Raw genomic sequence first — 14,611 nt, forward strand, 5'->3', positions numbered from 1 at the left:
CGACTCACATCGGTTTCCGCGGGGTCTCACGAGGTGGGCAGGTTCCACGGGTCACCGGGGAAGGGGTCTTCGTCCGTCAGCGTGAAGGCCGGGTGGTCGAGGGCGCCGGGCGGCACGGGCAGCGTCGGCATGGGCGCGCCGGCCTGGTGGCCGAGCTCCGATCCGCAGGCGTGGAAGGGACCGCGAGGGCTGAGGAGGACGGCCAGGTGGGGATCGGCGTGGTGCAGCCACCAGTTGGACATGCCGAGCGACGGATCGTGGCGGAGGTACTCGAAGGCACGCCAGAGGGCGGAGAGGCGGGCGACGGGCTCGGGGTGGGCCCACCAGGACGGGCACCAGACGTGGCTGCCGTCGTCGGTCCTGCGCTGGACGATCTGGACCAGGTAGTCGTTCACGAAGGCCTCCACGGAGGTGAAGACCAGCGTGGACCGCTGTTCTTCGTCCTTGAGGGCCTGCTCGTCCGCGGGGCCCGGGCCGTTGTCCGTGGTCATGAGGTCTTCTCTCCTGTCGTCGCGGCACGGATGCCGGGGTGACGGCGCGGCGGTGGCGCCAGGCGGTTGCGTACGTCGGCCGCTTCGGCGGCGCGGCCGAGCCGGTCCAGCACGTCCGCGAGGCAGAACGTGGACTCCCGCAGCTCCCACGCGTGGAGGTCCGGGTCGGTGTGCAGGCGGCCGCGCACGGCGACCAGAGCCGCCTCCGCCGGGCCGAGCGCCTCGCGCGCGGTGTGCATGCTGCCGGTGCGGCGCGCGCACTCCAGAAGGGTCCGCGCCTGAACCCGCAGCGTGGCGCCGATGTCGTACGGCGGGTCCGCGGCGGCGGCTTCGGCCCGGGTGACCTCGACCCCCTCGGCCGCCAGCCGTTCGGCCCGCGCGCAGCGGCCGATGTGGGCGTATATGAAGGCGAGCTCGACGATCTCCGGGCCGAGCGGCGGTGCCACGGCGGGGTCGGCCTCCCGCTCGCGGCGGAGCAGGTCGACGACCCGCTCCGCGGTGCGCGCGGCCTCGGCGTACCTGAGGTGCGCGTACTGGGCCTCCCGCAGCCGCACCAGGTAGGCGCGCAGGTTGGGGGCGGCGGCGTCCGGCTCCGCCTCGCCCGCGAGTACCTCCTCCCGTACGACCGCTTCCTCCAGCGCGACGGCCTCTTCGAGCAGGGGCAGGGCACGCGGTCGGCGGGCGCTCTCCCCGTAGGCCTGTCCGAGGTCCGCGAGGCAGGAGGCGAGCGCGGTGCGCCTGCGGGGGTCCTGTGCCGCGCGCCGGCGCAGCATGGGCAGGACGGAGCGCAGGAGGGCACGCTGCAGGGAGACGAGGTCCGACCGCTGGTAGCAGTCGGCGAGGCCGCTGACGGCGACCCACAGGTCGTCGTCGTAGGAGCGGGCGTCGTCCGCGCAGGCCGCGGCGGTGCGGTACTGGCGCACGCTGTCCTTGAACGCCCACATCGCCGCGGTCAGCGCGTCCTGCCGGGCCCCGGCGTCGGAGGCGTCGCGGGCGAGGAGCAGGTGGCACCGGCCGAGCCGTTCCAGATTGTCGCCGAGGTCGGCGTGCGTGTCCGGCCGGGGCTCGGCCGCGAGCACCTGCCGCAGCGCGTCCGCGCACTCCTGGAAGGCGTCGGCGGCCTCACCCGTCGCGCCGTCGCGCAGCAGCCACTGGCCGAGCCAGTACAAGGACGACCTGAGGTTGCGCGAGCTGCGGGCGCCCGGGTCACTGGCGCGCAGGCGCCTGCGGTGGTCGGTGGCCTCCCGCATGTGCGCGAACGCCGGGGCGGGGTCGTCCCCGTCCAGTTCGAGGAGCGCCAGGTTGTGCAGGGCCTGGGCCAGCTCGCGCTCGTACAGCTCCGGGTGGTCCGCCGCGTACCGGCGGTAGATCTCCACCGAGCGGCGGCACAGCGAGACGGCCTCCACCGGCCTGCCCGTGCTGTCGTAGTTGAGGGCCTGCGCCTGGAGGGCGGCCGCGTACGCCGGGGCGTGCGCGTCGGGGTTGACGGCCATCTGCTCGCCGAGGAGACGCAGGGACTCGTTGGTGATGCGGATCGCGTCGGGGAACCGCTTGGCGTTCCAGTGGTTGATGCTCAGGCTGTCCAGGATGTGGCTGAGCAGCCCCAGGTGCTGTCCGGGTTCGGACTCCTCCAGGAGACGGCTGAGCGCGGCGGCCTCGTTGTCGAGGCGGCCCGACTCCTCGCGGTCGCCCGAGTACCACTCGACGGAGGAGGCGGTGCGCAGACAGCGCACCAGCTGGAGCCGGTGCTGTTCCGGGTCCCTGTGGTGGAGGCGGCGCATGATCCGCAGCGCCCGGCCGATGCGGTCCCGTGCCTCGTCCAGGTTCGCCTGGGAGATCGCGCGCGCGGACAGTTCGTAGCTCGCCGCGAGGTCCGGCTCGTACGTCTCCGGGTCCTCAAGTGCCAGGCGTCTGCGCAGGTTCAGCGCGGTGTCGGAGGCCTGCACGGCGCCGGCCCAGTCGGCCATGACCCGCAGATGGTGGGCGAGATTTTGCAGGTCACCGGCGCGTTCGGCGTCGGAGGGCGGCGGGGTGCCGGGGCGTGTGTGGCGGTCCACGACGACCTCGGCCGTCCGCAGCGCCAGGCGGGTCAGCACGTGCGACTCGGAGGACAGCGCCTCCGAACAGGCGCGCAGGGCCGCCAGGCTCACCGGTGCCTCGTCGATGTGTTCCAGGACGTGGTGCAGCCGGGCCAGGACGGCGCCCGCCGCCTCGGGGCGGGACTCGTTGGCGTGCGCGACGACCGCGCGGGTCAGCACGGTGAAGGCGTGCGTCCACTGCTCGTCGGACGCGCCGTCGAGGAGCGCGGGCAGCAGACCGGGGTCGTCGACGACCTCGGCGGACGCCTGGTACTCGGCGAGCCGGTCGGGGTGGAGCGTGCCCCAGTGACGGTCGTGCGCGGCCGGGTAGAGCGTGCCGAGCCAGCGGTCGAGCTTGTCGACGGGGACGGTGCCGGTGTGCGGCAGCCGGGCGAGCGTGGCGCGGCCCTCCGCACGGTCGGCCGCCCCGCACAGGGTGGCGGCGGCCACCGCCCTGCGGAGCAGCCGGGCGTCGTCGATGTCGTGGTCGGCGTCGAAGCCGAGGGCGGCGGCGGTGCCCGACCAGTACGACGCCTCGTGGTCGAGGAGGGCGGGCTCCACGGAGCCGCGGCTCGTGGAGCCCACGGGGTCGCCGGCCGCGTGCCCGAGCAGCGCCTCGAGGGCCCGCATCTGCACGGAGAGCGGGGTCTCGCGGTCGTCGGCCAGACGAGGGGTGGGGATGCGGGCGGCCAGCTCGGGCCAGTCCACGTCGCCGAGGCGGTGCGCGCCGGGCGGTACCTGCCCGAGGACCTGGGCCAGGTCGCCCAGGGCGAGCCGGAACGCCTTGGCGGCAGGGCCTGGCGCGGTGTACAGGGGGCGCAGCACGAACTCGGGTGTGCTGTCCCGCATGCCGTACGAGAGGGCGGAGCGGCCCAGCGCGGTGTCCATCCACGTACCGGTGGACCGGGCGAGCAGCAGGACGCGAAAGCGGGCGCGGGCGCTGTCGGCCAGGCCGACGAGACTGCGGACGAGGTCGGGCCGGGTCTCGGCGTAGTCGACGATGATCAGCGTGGGCCGGACGACGCCGCGCAGCGGCCGCAGCAGGTCCGCCGTGCCGGCGCCGCCGCCGCGCGCCGTCTCGTGCTGGAGACGGCCGGCCACCCAGCCCTCCGCCCGCAGCCCGGCGGCCAGTTCGCGCGCGAACCGCGACTTCCCGTGGCCGCCGGGACCCACCAGGGTGGCCACCTGATGCGCGGAGTCGTCGGCCACGCACCAGTTCCGCAGCGCCGCGAGCTCCTCCTGCCGCCCCTGGAACGTCACCGCCTCCACGTCCGCGCGCAACACGGTCAGCGGCGATTTCAGGTCGCGCTGCGCGGCGACGGGCGCGAGGAGACCGGAGAGCTCCGCGGCCTCGGGTTCGGGCGGCAGCCCGTTGCTGTGCGCGCTGACGACGGCCCGGAAGTCCGGGTCGCCGAGCAGGTCCTCGGCCCTGGTCACCGCGAGCCGTACGCCGGTCGCGGCGCCGCGGTCCGCGCGGACGACGCCGAGGAGCAGCTCGCCGGGGCAGAGCTCGCCGGGTGTCGCGGTGGGCTCCGCGGTGAAGACGGCGGCGCCCGAGAGGCCCGCCCAGGGGGAATCCGTGCCGCGGGCGGCGCCGAACGCGCCGGTGGCGCCGGTCAGTTCGTACCGCGGGGCCGGGAAGCCGGTCAGCGGGTTGACGCGTGCGGCGAGCTGTTCGAGCCGGGCACCGCCGTCCCGCGGGTCGCGCTGCACACGGGCGAAGCCGTGGCAGCACACGGGCTGTCCCATCGTGTCGGTGACGAGTCGCCCCCAGCGCTGGGGGCGCCGGCCGGCCCGCCCCTGGAAGGAGGGCGGCGGCTGCCAGGCGGGATCGGTGATCTCCAGAAGAGCGGCGTCCGGCCCGCCGTCGTCCGCGCCGGAGCGGGCCGTGGTCCAGCGCAGGGTGGTGGCGTACGAGGACGGGGCGGAGCGGGACGGAGAGGCTTCCGCCGTGGTGACGCAGGGGGTGGCGGCCGCGTCGTCCGGGACGAGGTGGGCGGCGGTCAGGACGAGGCGGGGGGCTATTAGGTAGCCGGTGCCGGAGGGGTGGGGGCGGGGGTTGGGGTTGGGGTTGTGCGGGGGGCTGGGGGTTTGGGGGTGGCCGGGGATATGGGGGTGGCTGGGGCCGGGGGGTCTCGGCACGATGCGTACGACGCGGTCGACGTCCACGCCGGGCTACTCCTGCCAGTCGCCGATGGCGATGTCCCCGGGGCCCGGGCCGCGTGGTTTCAGGGTGAGGCTGACGCGCTGGGTGGCCCGGCGGGTGCGCTCACCGCGCCCCTCCGCCTGGACTACGGCGAAGCGGAGGCCGCCGCCGGCCGTGCGGGTGCGGTGCAGTTCCAGTTCGAAGTCGACGGTGATCTCGCCGACGTCGAAACGGATGTCCGCGGTGCGGGCGCGGCGCTGGGACTCGGCGATCTGGGCGCGGAGCAGGTCCAGGGCGTCGGCGAGGTCGAGCCACTCGTCCGACGCGGCGTCGCGCTCCGGTCCGTCCACCATCGCGGGTCCCCCTGGGCCGTCGGTACGTGTGCCAACACCATAAATACGAGGGGCAGTTGGCGCTACGGTGCGACGAAGGCGGGCCACGGGGCGAGGGGTCGCTCCGTGGCCCGCCTTCGGTGCGGTGCCGGTGTCAGGCCTCCTGGCGTGCCAGCCACTCGGGGTACGCCGCGAGCAGGCCCTCGTACAGCTCCTTGTCCGTGAGCTCCCGGGGGGCGGGGCCCGCGTGGAAGAACGCCGCGTTGTCCGCCTTGAGCTTGCGGAGGTAGTCGAAGCCCTTCGCGTCGTGGTCGCCGAACGCGACGAACTGGAAGAAGAGGGGGTGCGCGGCGGCGTCCGCCAGGGCCTGCGTCGCCACGCCCTTCGTGTCCGGGGGGCCGTCCGTCTGGAAGACGACCAGGGCCGGCTCGCCCTTGTGGTCCGACTTCTCGTAGTGGGCCACGACTTCTTCGATCGCGCGGTGGTAGCTGGTGCGGCCCATGCGGCCCGCGGCGGCGTGCAGCTCGTCGATACGGCCCTCGTGCTCGGAGAGCGTCAGGGTGCCGGTGCCGTCGATCTCCGTGGAGAAGAAGACGACGTGGACGGTGGCGTCGGGGTCCGTGTGGGCGGCGAGCGCGAGGACCTGTTCGCCGAGGCTCTGGGCGGAGCCGTCCTTGTAGTACGGGCGCATGGAGCCGGAGCGGTCGAGGACCAGGTAGACCTGGGCTCGGGTTCCTGTGAGGTTGTGCTTTTTGAGGGCGGTGCCGGCGGCGCGGTACGCGGTGGCGAGGGCGGGGGCCTTCGCTCGTACCCTTGCCGCGGGGACGGCGGGCTTTCCGTTGCCCGGGACGGGGCGGTCAGCCTCCGGCTCGGGCTCAGTGGCCTCAGCCTCCGGCTCGGGCTCGACCTCGGGGGCGGCCTCAGCCTGCGGCTCGGGCTCGGTGGCCTCAGCCTCCGGCTCGGACTCGGCCCCGGTGGCGGCCTCAGCCTGCGGCTCGGGCTCGACCACCGGAGTGCCCTCTTCATCGGCACCCTGCACCGGGGGCTGTGCCCACCCGTCCCGCCCAGCGGGACGATTGCCCACAGCAGGAACGGCCGCCGCTTCAGCGCTGTCAGCCTCCGGCTCGGGCTCGACCTCGGTGGCGGCCTCAGCCTGCGGCTCGGGAGTCGGCTCAGCCTGCGGCTCGGGGGTGGGCCCGGACTCCGGCTCGGCGGTGGCCTCAGCCTGCGGCTCGGGAGTCGGCTCAGCCTCCGGCTGGTTCTGTTGCCGTGGGGGGCGTTCCTGGGAGGGGGGTGGGACCGTGACGTTGTCGAAGGCTGCTGCCACCAAGTCGTCCACCGTGGGGGTGGGCTCCTTGCTGGGGGACGGGAGCGTGGCCTTCGGGGCCGGGTTCGGCTCCGGCGAGGGGGACGGGACCGTCACCGTGACCGGGGCGGCCGTGTCCGGCTCCGGGGGAGCGGGAGTGGCGGAGGGAGAGGGAGAGTCCGAGCCGGGCTCGGGCGTCGACGCACGCTCGGGCTCCCGTGCCTCCGGAACGCTCTCCTTGCGTGACCGTCCGAACGCGTTCCGCAGGCGGTTCAGAATGCCCATGTGCGCAACCCTTCGCGTGAGTTGATTCCCGAAAATCCCTGGCCAGGGCGGACACGTAAGGTTAGCCGCCGCAGTACGCGATCTTGGGCAGGGTCGCCCCCCGTCACCCGCGCGAGCCACCCGCCCGAGCAGCCATGCGGAGCACCTCCACGCGTCCGGCGCCACAACTCCCTCCCATGCGCCACGGATTCACCCTCCGTTCACCCGCAGGCCGCCGCCGTGCCGAACCCCGCGCCTAGCCTCACGGCGGAATCAAGCCACAACGACGGAGGACCCGTGCCCAAGCTGCTGCCGATCATCACCTCGCATCAGGGGAGCGGCGGCCGTTCCGCCCTGACCTGCCGGTTCCGTTGCGGTGACGCCTGCTTCGGCGAGGTGCCGAACACCAGCGACAACGCGTATGTCGGCGACGTCATCGCCGGTGCGCTCAGCCGCCGTTCGATGATGCGCGCCGCCGCCGTCGTGACGGTCGCCACCGCCGCGGGCGGCGCGGTCCTGGCCGGGCCGGGGGCGGGCGAGGCCGCCGCCGCCGTGCCCGCCGCCCCGGGGCACGGCCACGGCGGGAGCGGCAAGGGCAGCAAGAGCAAGGGGGCGCGGGGGCTCCGGTTCACGCCCGTCGCCCCCAACACCGCCGACACCGTCACCGTCCCCGACGGGTACGAACAGAACGTCGTCATACGCTGGGGCGAGCCCATCCTCCGCGGCGCGCCCGCCTTCGACACCGAGAAGCAGACCGCCGAGGCCCAGGCCGGGCAGTTCGGGTACAACAACGACTTCCTCAGTCTGCTGCCGCTCCGGCGCGAGCACGGCCGCCAGGTCCTCGTCGCCAACCACGAGTACACGGACGAGATCCTGATGTTCAAGGGGTACGACCCCGCGAACCCGACCCGCGAGCAGGTCGAGATCGCCTGGGCCGCCCACGGCCTCTCCGTCGTCGTGGTCGAGGGGGAGAGGCGGAGCGGGAAGCTCCGCGCCGTCTCCCGGCACCACCTCAACCGGCGCCTCACCGCCACCAGCCGGTTCCGGCTCTCCGGCCCCGTCGCGGGCAGCGAGCTCGTCCGCACGAAGGCCGACCCGCGCGGCACCACGGTCCTCGGCACTCTCAACAACTGCTCGGGCGGCACCACCCCGTGGGGCACGACCCTGCACGGCGAGGAGAACTTCAACCAGTACTTCGCCAACGCCGCGAAGGTGACCGACCCGAAGACCGCCGCCCGCCTCAAGCGGTACGGCGTCACGGGCGAGGCCTCCGAGCGCAAGTGGGAGCGGTTCGACCGCCGCTTCGACCTCGCCCAAGAACCCAACGAGGCCAACCGTTTCGGCTGGGTCGTCGAACTCGACCCGTACGACCCGGACTCGACCCCGCGCAAGCGCACCGCGCTCGGCCGCTTCAAGCACGAGGCCGCGCAGCCGCGCCTCACGCACGACGGCCGCCCCGTGGTCTACATGGGCGACGACGAGAAGTTTGACTACTTCTACAAGTTCGTCAGCAGCAAGCGCGTCGCCAAGGGCACGTCCCGCGCCGCGCACGAGCACAACCTGAGCCTGCTCGACGAGGGGACGCTCTACGTCGCCAAGCTGACCGGTGACTCGCCGGCCGGGGAGATCGACGGCAAGGGCACGCTGCCGGAGGACGGGGAGTTCGACGGGAGCGGCACGTGGATCCCGCTCGCCACCGCCGGGCCCGGCGGCAAGGCCGTCAGCCACGTCGACGGCATGACCGCCGAGGAGGTGTACGTCTTCACGCGCCTCGCCGGTGACAAGGTGGGCGCCACGAAGATGGACCGGCCCGAGGACATCGAGCCGTCGCCGCACAGCGGCAAGGTGTACGTCGCCCTGACGAACAACTCCGACCGCGGCAAGGCGGGCAAGGCGGGCGCCGACGAGGCCAACCCGCGCAACCTCAACAAGCACGGGCAGATCCTGGAGCTGACGGAGCGCCGCAACCGCGCGGACGCGACCTCCTTCGGCTGGTCGCTGTTCCTCGTCGCCGGTGACCCGAACGACCCCGCCACGTACTTCGCGGGCTTCCCCAAGGAGCGGGTCTCCCCGATCTCCTGCCCGGACAACGTCGCCTTCGACCCGCACGGGAACCTGTGGATCTCCACCGACGGCAACCAACTCGGTGCGCACGACGGCCTGTTCGGTGTCGCCACGCGCGGCGACCGGCGCGGTGAGCTCAAGCAGTTCCTGACGATGCCGACCGGCGCGGAGACGTGCGGGCCGCTCGTCCAGGACCGGCGCGTCCTCGTCTCCGTGCAGCACCCGGGCGAAATCGACGGCGCGTCCGTGGAGAAGCCGGCGAGCGCCTGGCCCGACGGTCCCGGCAAGATCGTCCGCCCGTCGGTCGTCTCGGTGTGGCGCGAGGACGGCTGCGACATCGGCGTCTGATCCGTCTGCGGTACGGCTGTGGGGCACCCCGCTCTTGCGGGGTGCCCCTTCACGTTGCGCGGTCGGATCACGCTCGGCCGTTCTGCTTGCGGCGGTACATCGCGAAGCCGAGGCCCGCCGCGCCCGCCGCCGCCATGCCGCTGCCCGCGGCGATCAGCGGGGTGTCGTCGGAGGACGAGGAGCCCGCGTCGACGCCGTCGGCGCCCGCCTTGACGCCGCCCTTCGGGACGACCTGCCGCGAGTCGTTCCGGGGGTGGGGCTGCGGCTTCGGCGTGGTGCCGTTGTTGTGGTGGTGCCCGTTGCCGTTGGTCCGGCCCTCGGTCCAGCCCTTCATGGTGCCGTCGGGGTTGAGGACGAAGTGGGCGCCGTTGTGCTGCCCGTACGCCGGCTTGTCGCCGGACTGCTTCAGCGTGTCCCAGACCGACTTCTTGCCGGTGTCCGGCGCCTTGGCGATCATGTCGGCCTCGTAGCCGTTCGTGACCTTGTAGACCTTGGCGTCGAAGCCGCTGCCGCCGAGGTTCCTGTACTCGCGCACGAAGACGCGCTTGTGGCCCGGCTTCGGCTTCGGCGGGGTCGGCGCGGCCTTCATCGTGACGGTGCCGCTCGGCGTGAGGGTGAAGGTGTTGCCGTCGATCCTCGTGGTCGCGGACCTGTCGTACGCGGTGAGCGAGCCCTTCGGCTTGCCGTTCAGGGATATCGCGGCCTTGGCGGTCCGGGCCGACGCGTTGACGTCGACCTTCGCGGTCCAGCCCTTGCCGAGGTTCGTCGTGCCCCTGGACTCCCAGCCGCCGACGACCGGGTCCTTGTCCTTGTCCCTGCCCTTGTCCGTGAGCTTGGCGGTGGCCGTGCCGTCGGGGGTGAGGGTGAAGGTGTTGCCGTCGATCGTCGTGGACGCGGACTTCTCGTAGGCGGTGAGGGAGCCCTTCGCGGCGCCGTTCAGGGAGATCGTCGCCTTGGCGGTGCGGGCGGAGGCGTTGACCTCGACGCTCGCGGTCCAGCCCTTGCCGAGGTCGGTGGTGCCCTTGGACTCCCAGCCGCCGGGGACGGGGGGCTGCTCCTTGTCCTTGTCGGCCTTGTCCTTGTCGGTCTGGTCCTGGTCGGTCTGGCCCTGGTCGTCCTTGGACTTGTCCTGGTTCTCGTCCTGCTTCTTGTCCTGGTCCTGCTTCTGGTCTTGGTCCTTGGCCGACTCGTCCTTGCCGGTCCGGTCCTGGGTGCCCTGCTGGTCGTCCTGCGCGACCTGGCCCTGCGGCGTCGAGGGCGCGTCCGCGGCGAACGCGGCCGTGGTGGGGACGGCGAGCGCGGCGATGGCTCCGGTGGCGATGGCGGCGGTGCGGAAGGTACGGCGGGTGGCGCGCATGGCGGTGACTTCCCTCGTTACTCAGGCTACGGGTCGAGTTGTCCGTGTTTGCGCCCCTTTGCGGTGGCGACAGACATGAAGTTACGGGCGCCATGTGTGCGTCATCCGTAGGGAATGTAACAAGTGCGCCCAGGGCGGGACCCAGTACCGTAAATTAGGTAAAAGCGCAGGTCAGAGGGGGGTTTGCCGAAGGTCACCTGCTTGCGGGGACCAACGTCCCGCCAGCCGTCCCACCGGCCGCCCCGCCGCTCGTCCCCCGGGCGTCGCCCGACCTCAGCAGCCACTCCGTATAGGCGGGCGCCTGCCGGGCCGCCTCCCAGTAGGCGGCCTCCAGCTCCCCGTAGACCGCGTCGATCTCCTCCTCCGTGCGTGCCGCCAGGATGAGGCGTACGCCGAGGGGGTCGCCGTACAGCGGACGTACGGCCATGTCGGTCCTGCCGCGCGACGTCGGCTGGCAGAGGGCGACGACCTCGCCGGTGGCGACGAGGGACGACGCGGTGAGGTAATCGCCGTGCAGGACACGGGGGTTGAGCCCGGCCGCGGTCAGGACGCGGCGCAGGCCGTCCCATTCGCCGTCGACCGTCGGGTCGACCATCCAGCGGTCCTCCGCGAGGTCGGAGAGGCGTACGACGGGCCGGTCCGCCGCCGGATGGTCCGCGGCGAGGGAGACGAACTGCGGCTCCCGGTCGAGGAGGACCCGTCTTCGGAGGCTCTCGGGCAGCCGCAGCGGGCAGCCCTCCACCTCGTGCACGAAGGCGATGTCGAGGTGGCCGGTCTCCACCATGCGCAGGAGCGCGTTCGCGGACACGTCCATCTGGAGCGACATCTCGGTGCCGGGCAGGCGCGCGCGCAGCTTGCGCAGCCAGCCCGGTATGGCGCGGCTCGCCGTGGAGCCTATGCGCAGCTGCGGCCCTTCGGCGGTGCGCGCGGCGGCCGCCTTCGTCTCGGCGACCAGCGCCCGCATCTCCGTGACGAGCGGCCGGGCGCGGCTGAGGACGACCCGGCCGAGCTGGGTGGGGCGGCAACCCGTGCGCTCGCGGGAGAAGAGCTGGCCGCCGAGCGCGTGCTCGATCCGCCGCAGCTGGGTCGTCAGCGACGGCTGGCTCATGCCGAGCTGCCGTGCGGCCTTGTGCAGGCTGCCGGTGTCGGCGATGGCGCACAGCGCGCGGAGGTGCCTCACCTCGAGCTCCATGGCCGTTGAGCGTAGAGGCGGTACGGCCGCTGCACCAGACACTCAAACCCCATGAGAACCGGCCGTTCTGGGCAGGCCGGGTCCTGGCGATAGCTCCGGGCTATCGCGACTTGCCATCATTCCCACGCGCCTCACGCTCCCCGACACTCACAGCTACCGAACCGTTCACCTTTCATCGATCGCCCCCACGCGGTCGTGGAACGAGTAGGAAGCCCCCCACACATGAACAAGCGTTACCTGTCTGTCGCCGCCGCCCTCGGCCTCGCCGTCGCCGGACTCGGCGCGACCTCGGCCACCGCGTCGACCGCCGGCTCCGCGCCGGCGCCGGTGTCCGCCACCGCCTCGTACGCGCAGTACGAGGGGTCGGCCGCCGAGGCCAAGGCCAACAAGGCGTTCTTCGAGGCCGTCGTGAAGGCGGTTGCCGAGAAGCGTGCGGCCAACCCCGGTGCGAAGTCCGTGACCGTCACGTACGACGCGTCCGGAGCCCCCACCTTCGCCCAGCAGATAGCGAGCTCCACGTCCATCTGGAACAGCTCGGTCTCCAACGTGAAGCTTCAGGAGGGCAGTTCGGGCGCGAGCTTCGAGTACCGCGAGGGCAATGACCCGCGCGGCTCGTACGCGAGCACGGACGGCCACGGCGGCGGCTACATCTTCCTGGACTACGCGCAGAACAAGGAGTACGACTCGACGCGTGTCACCGCGCACGAGACCGGGCACGTGCTGGGGCTGCCCGACACGTACGACGGGCCGTGCAGCCAGCTGATGTCGGGCGGCGGGCCCGGCCCGTCCTGCACGAACTCGCAGCCGGACGCGACGGAGCGGGGGCAGGTGGACCAGCTGTGGGCCAACGGGCTCGCGAAGGCGCTGCACAAGGTCAACGGCCGCTGAGCGCGGGCTGAGACGGGACTAGGTCGTCGGGGAACTGCGGGCCGGCTGTTGGCTGGTCGCGCGGTTCCCCGCGCCCCTTTGCTACCCCGCGGTGCCGTCGCGCGGTTCCCCGCGCCCCTTTTATCCACCCTGCGGTGACGCCACCGCTCGGGCCGCCGCCACCTCCTGGCGCAGGGGTTCCAGGACGCTGTCCTCGGCGTCGTCGGTGAAGTCGACGTGGCCCTTCTCCAGGTTCACCGAGGCGCGCAGGCGGTCTGCCAGGCCGCGTAGTTCGTGGGCCACTTCGGCCACCTCGTCCGGCTTGGGGGCCTGCGCTCCGTGCCGGATGCGGACCCTTGCCGCCGTCGTGGCGTCCAGGATGCGTTCGACGGCGACCACCAGGGGCCACCACGCGGCGGCGCGCGTTCCGGTGGGCGGGGGCTCGGTCAGGGCGCGCTGGAACTCGGAGCGGATGACGGACAGGTCGCGGTAGAGGCCGCGGCGCATGCGGGCGTGGGCCGCCGGGTCACCGTCGCCGAACGCGCACTCCACGTACCGCGCCGTGTCCGCGACCGCGTCGGCGAGCCGGTCGCCGATCCGCGTGCCCCAGCTCTCCGGCCAGAGCAGGTACCCGGCGACGAGCGTGATCCCGCAGCCGATCAGGCTGTCGACGAGGCGCGGCACGACGAGGCCGAGGCCCTGGTGGTTGAGGATGTCGGAGAGCAGGAGGATGACGGGGGTGATGGCTGCCGTCTGGTAGCCGTAGCCGCGGGTGGTGAGGGCCGGGATGAGCGGGGCGAGCAGCATCATCACGGGGACGTCCCACCAGCCGTGCGGCACCTCGGCGAGGACGGCCGCCGCGACCACCAGACCCGCGGCCGTGCCGAGCGCGCGCAGGACGGCGCGGGAGAAGACCGAGCCGAAGTCGGGCTTGAGGACGAACGTGACGGTGAGCGCCACCCAGTACGACCTGGGTACGTCGATGATCGAGACCAGGGACTGGGCGAGGCCGATGCAGAGGGCGAGGCGCAGGCCGTAGCGCCAGGAGGCGCCGGACAGGACGACGTTGCGGGCGGCGCGGCGGGCGCGGACGCGCAGGGCGGCGGGGCGGCCGAGGCGGTCGTCGGCCGCGATGACGCCGAGCGGGTCGGGGTCGGCGAGGGTCTCCGCGGCGTGCAGGACGGCGTGGTCGAGGGCGCGGGCGGCGTGGTCCTGGGGTTCGGGGATGCGGGCCGCGGCGCGGGCGGGTGCCTCGGCGGGGTCCGTGTGCGGGGTCTCGCCCCGCTCCACCGCGTCGGCGAGCGCGCGGACCGCGGCGGGCACTTCGGGCGGCAGGCGTACGCAGGCGTGGCGGGCGGCCTGGTCGGCGGCGGGGGCCGCCTCGATGACGGGGGTGAGGGCGTTCAGCTGGGCGACGAGGCGGACGAGTTCGGGGTTGCGGCCGTGGTCGCGGGTGCGTCGGGCGAGGACGAGGTCGTAGCTCTGGTTCAGCGAGGCGGTGACCTCGGTGCGCGCCTCGTCGTACGTGTCCGTGCCCGCCGCGTCGAGGAGCGCGGCCACCGAGCGGTAGGACGCGGCGACGGCGGCGCGTTCGGGGACGCCGGAGCGGAGCGGCCAGGCGAGCAGGGCGAGGGTGAGGACGAGGAGGCCGCCGCCGGTCATCAGGAGCGGCGCGAGCCACCACTGCCCCGGCATGGGCAGCCCGGCGCCGACCACGCAGTTGAGGAGAAGCAGCAGGCCCGACACGGAGGCGACCGCGCCGATCGTCGACATCATCCCGGAGACCAGCGCGACGAGGGTGACGGCGCCGACGGCGACCCAGCCGTGCCCGAAGACGAGCGAGCCGAGGGTGACGCCGAGGGCGCCGAAGAGCTGCGGGACGGCGATGTTGAAGATCCGCATGCGGTAGGCGTCGGCGGTGTCGCCGATGACTCCGGAGAGGGCGCCCATGGAGGCGAGCGCGCCGTACGAGGGCTGTCCGGCGAGGATGCCGAGGGCGAGGGGGAGCGCCATCGCCACGGAGGCGCGGGCCACGGCCGCCCAGGGGATGGGCGCGGACTGCGGTTTGAGGGACCTGACCAGCCAGTCGGGTGGGGTGAGCGGGCTCAGCGAGACCGGACGGGCGGGGCGGGACTCTCGGGGCATGCGCCCATTATCGGCGCTTTA

The 14,611-nt window shown here is 73.3% G+C and carries 9 protein-coding genes; 2 read left to right on the forward strand and 7 right to left on the reverse strand.

All coding sequences use genetic code 11. The annotated features are described in order from the left end of the window. Window positions 1–26: 26 nt before the first annotated feature. From AC07DO_RS12645 to AC07DO_RS12660, 4 genes are all read right to left on the reverse strand, one after another. Complete coding sequence (locus AC07DO_RS12645; RefSeq protein ID WP_479059091.1) at window positions 27–491, reverse strand: DUF4913 domain-containing protein; 465 nt, start codon at window positions 489–491, stop codon at window positions 27–29. Beyond that, complete coding sequence (locus AC07DO_RS12650) at window positions 488–4,738, reverse strand: hypothetical protein (protein WP_479059093.1); 4,251 nt, start codon at window positions 4,736–4,738, stop codon at window positions 488–490. Before AC07DO_RS12650 ends, AC07DO_RS12645 begins: the two co-directional genes overlap by 4 nt. Window positions 4,739–4,744: 6 nt before the next feature. Beyond that, entirely contained in the window at window positions 4,745–5,068 is a 324-nt protein-coding gene (locus AC07DO_RS12655; RefSeq protein WP_479059095.1) for a trypco2 family protein, read from the reverse strand. 133 nt (window positions 5,069–5,201) lie between these two features. Then, on the reverse strand, window positions 5,202–6,638 hold the full coding sequence (locus AC07DO_RS12660; RefSeq protein ID WP_479059097.1) for a VWA domain-containing protein: 1,437 nt from the start codon (window positions 6,636–6,638) through the stop codon (window positions 5,202–5,204). 276 nt (window positions 6,639–6,914) lie between these two features. Here AC07DO_RS12660 and AC07DO_RS12665 point away from each other — a divergent pair, with 276 nt between their 5' ends. After that, window positions 6,915–9,029, forward strand: a complete 2,115-nt coding sequence (locus tag AC07DO_RS12665) for a PhoX family protein (RefSeq protein ID WP_479059099.1) — start codon at window positions 6,915–6,917, stop codon at window positions 9,027–9,029. A 67-nt stretch (window positions 9,030–9,096) separates the two neighbouring features. On the opposite strand, the gene AC07DO_RS12670 is transcribed toward AC07DO_RS12665, so the two are convergent. Beyond that, window positions 9,097–10,386, reverse strand: a complete 1,290-nt coding sequence (locus AC07DO_RS12670) for a hypothetical protein (RefSeq protein ID WP_479059101.1) — start codon at window positions 10,384–10,386, stop codon at window positions 9,097–9,099. A 193-nt stretch (window positions 10,387–10,579) separates the two neighbouring features. Then, the gene (locus tag AC07DO_RS12675) at window positions 10,580–11,578 is read right to left on the reverse strand and encodes a LysR family transcriptional regulator (protein WP_479059103.1); all 999 of its coding nucleotides are present in this window, start codon (window positions 11,576–11,578) and stop codon (window positions 10,580–10,582) included. Between the two features lie 222 nt (window positions 11,579–11,800). On the opposite strand from AC07DO_RS12675, the gene snpA reads away from it, so the two are divergent. Continuing rightward, the gene (gene snpA, locus AC07DO_RS12680) at window positions 11,801–12,466 is read left to right on the forward strand and encodes a snapalysin (RefSeq protein WP_479059105.1); all 666 of its coding nucleotides are present in this window, start codon (window positions 11,801–11,803) and stop codon (window positions 12,464–12,466) included. 120 nt (window positions 12,467–12,586) lie between these two features. Here the strand turns inward: snpA and AC07DO_RS12685 are convergent, their stop codons facing one another. Next, the gene (locus tag AC07DO_RS12685; protein WP_479059106.1) at window positions 12,587–14,590 is read right to left on the reverse strand and encodes an FUSC family protein; all 2,004 of its coding nucleotides are present in this window, start codon (window positions 14,588–14,590) and stop codon (window positions 12,587–12,589) included. Between the last annotated feature and the right edge of the window lie 21 nt (window positions 14,591–14,611).

This window comes from Streptomyces sp. NPDC045678 (assembly GCF_056432085.1).

Coding starts and splice junctions, on each gene's coding strand:
- AC07DO_RS12675 (WP_479059103.1), bottom strand. CDS start 11,578: ATGGAGCTCGAGGTGAGGCACCTCCGCGCGCTGTGCGCCATCGCCGAC.
- AC07DO_RS12685 (WP_479059106.1), bottom strand. CDS start 14,590: ATGCCCCGAGAGTCCCGCCCCGCCCGTCCGGTCTCGCTGAGCCCGCTC.
- AC07DO_RS12670 (WP_479059101.1), bottom strand. CDS start 10,386: ATGCGCGCCACCCGCCGTACCTTCCGCACCGCCGCCATCGCCACCGGA.
- AC07DO_RS12655 (WP_479059095.1), bottom strand. CDS start 5,068: ATGGTGGACGGACCGGAGCGCGACGCCGCGTCGGACGAGTGGCTCGAC.
- snpA (WP_479059105.1), top strand. CDS start 11,801: ATGAACAAGCGTTACCTGTCTGTCGCCGCCGCCCTCGGCCTCGCCGTC.
- AC07DO_RS12660 (WP_479059097.1), bottom strand. CDS start 6,638: ATGGGCATTCTGAACCGCCTGCGGAACGCGTTCGGACGGTCACGCAAG.
- AC07DO_RS12645 (WP_479059091.1), bottom strand. CDS start 491: ATGACCACGGACAACGGCCCGGGCCCCGCGGACGAGCAGGCCCTCAAG.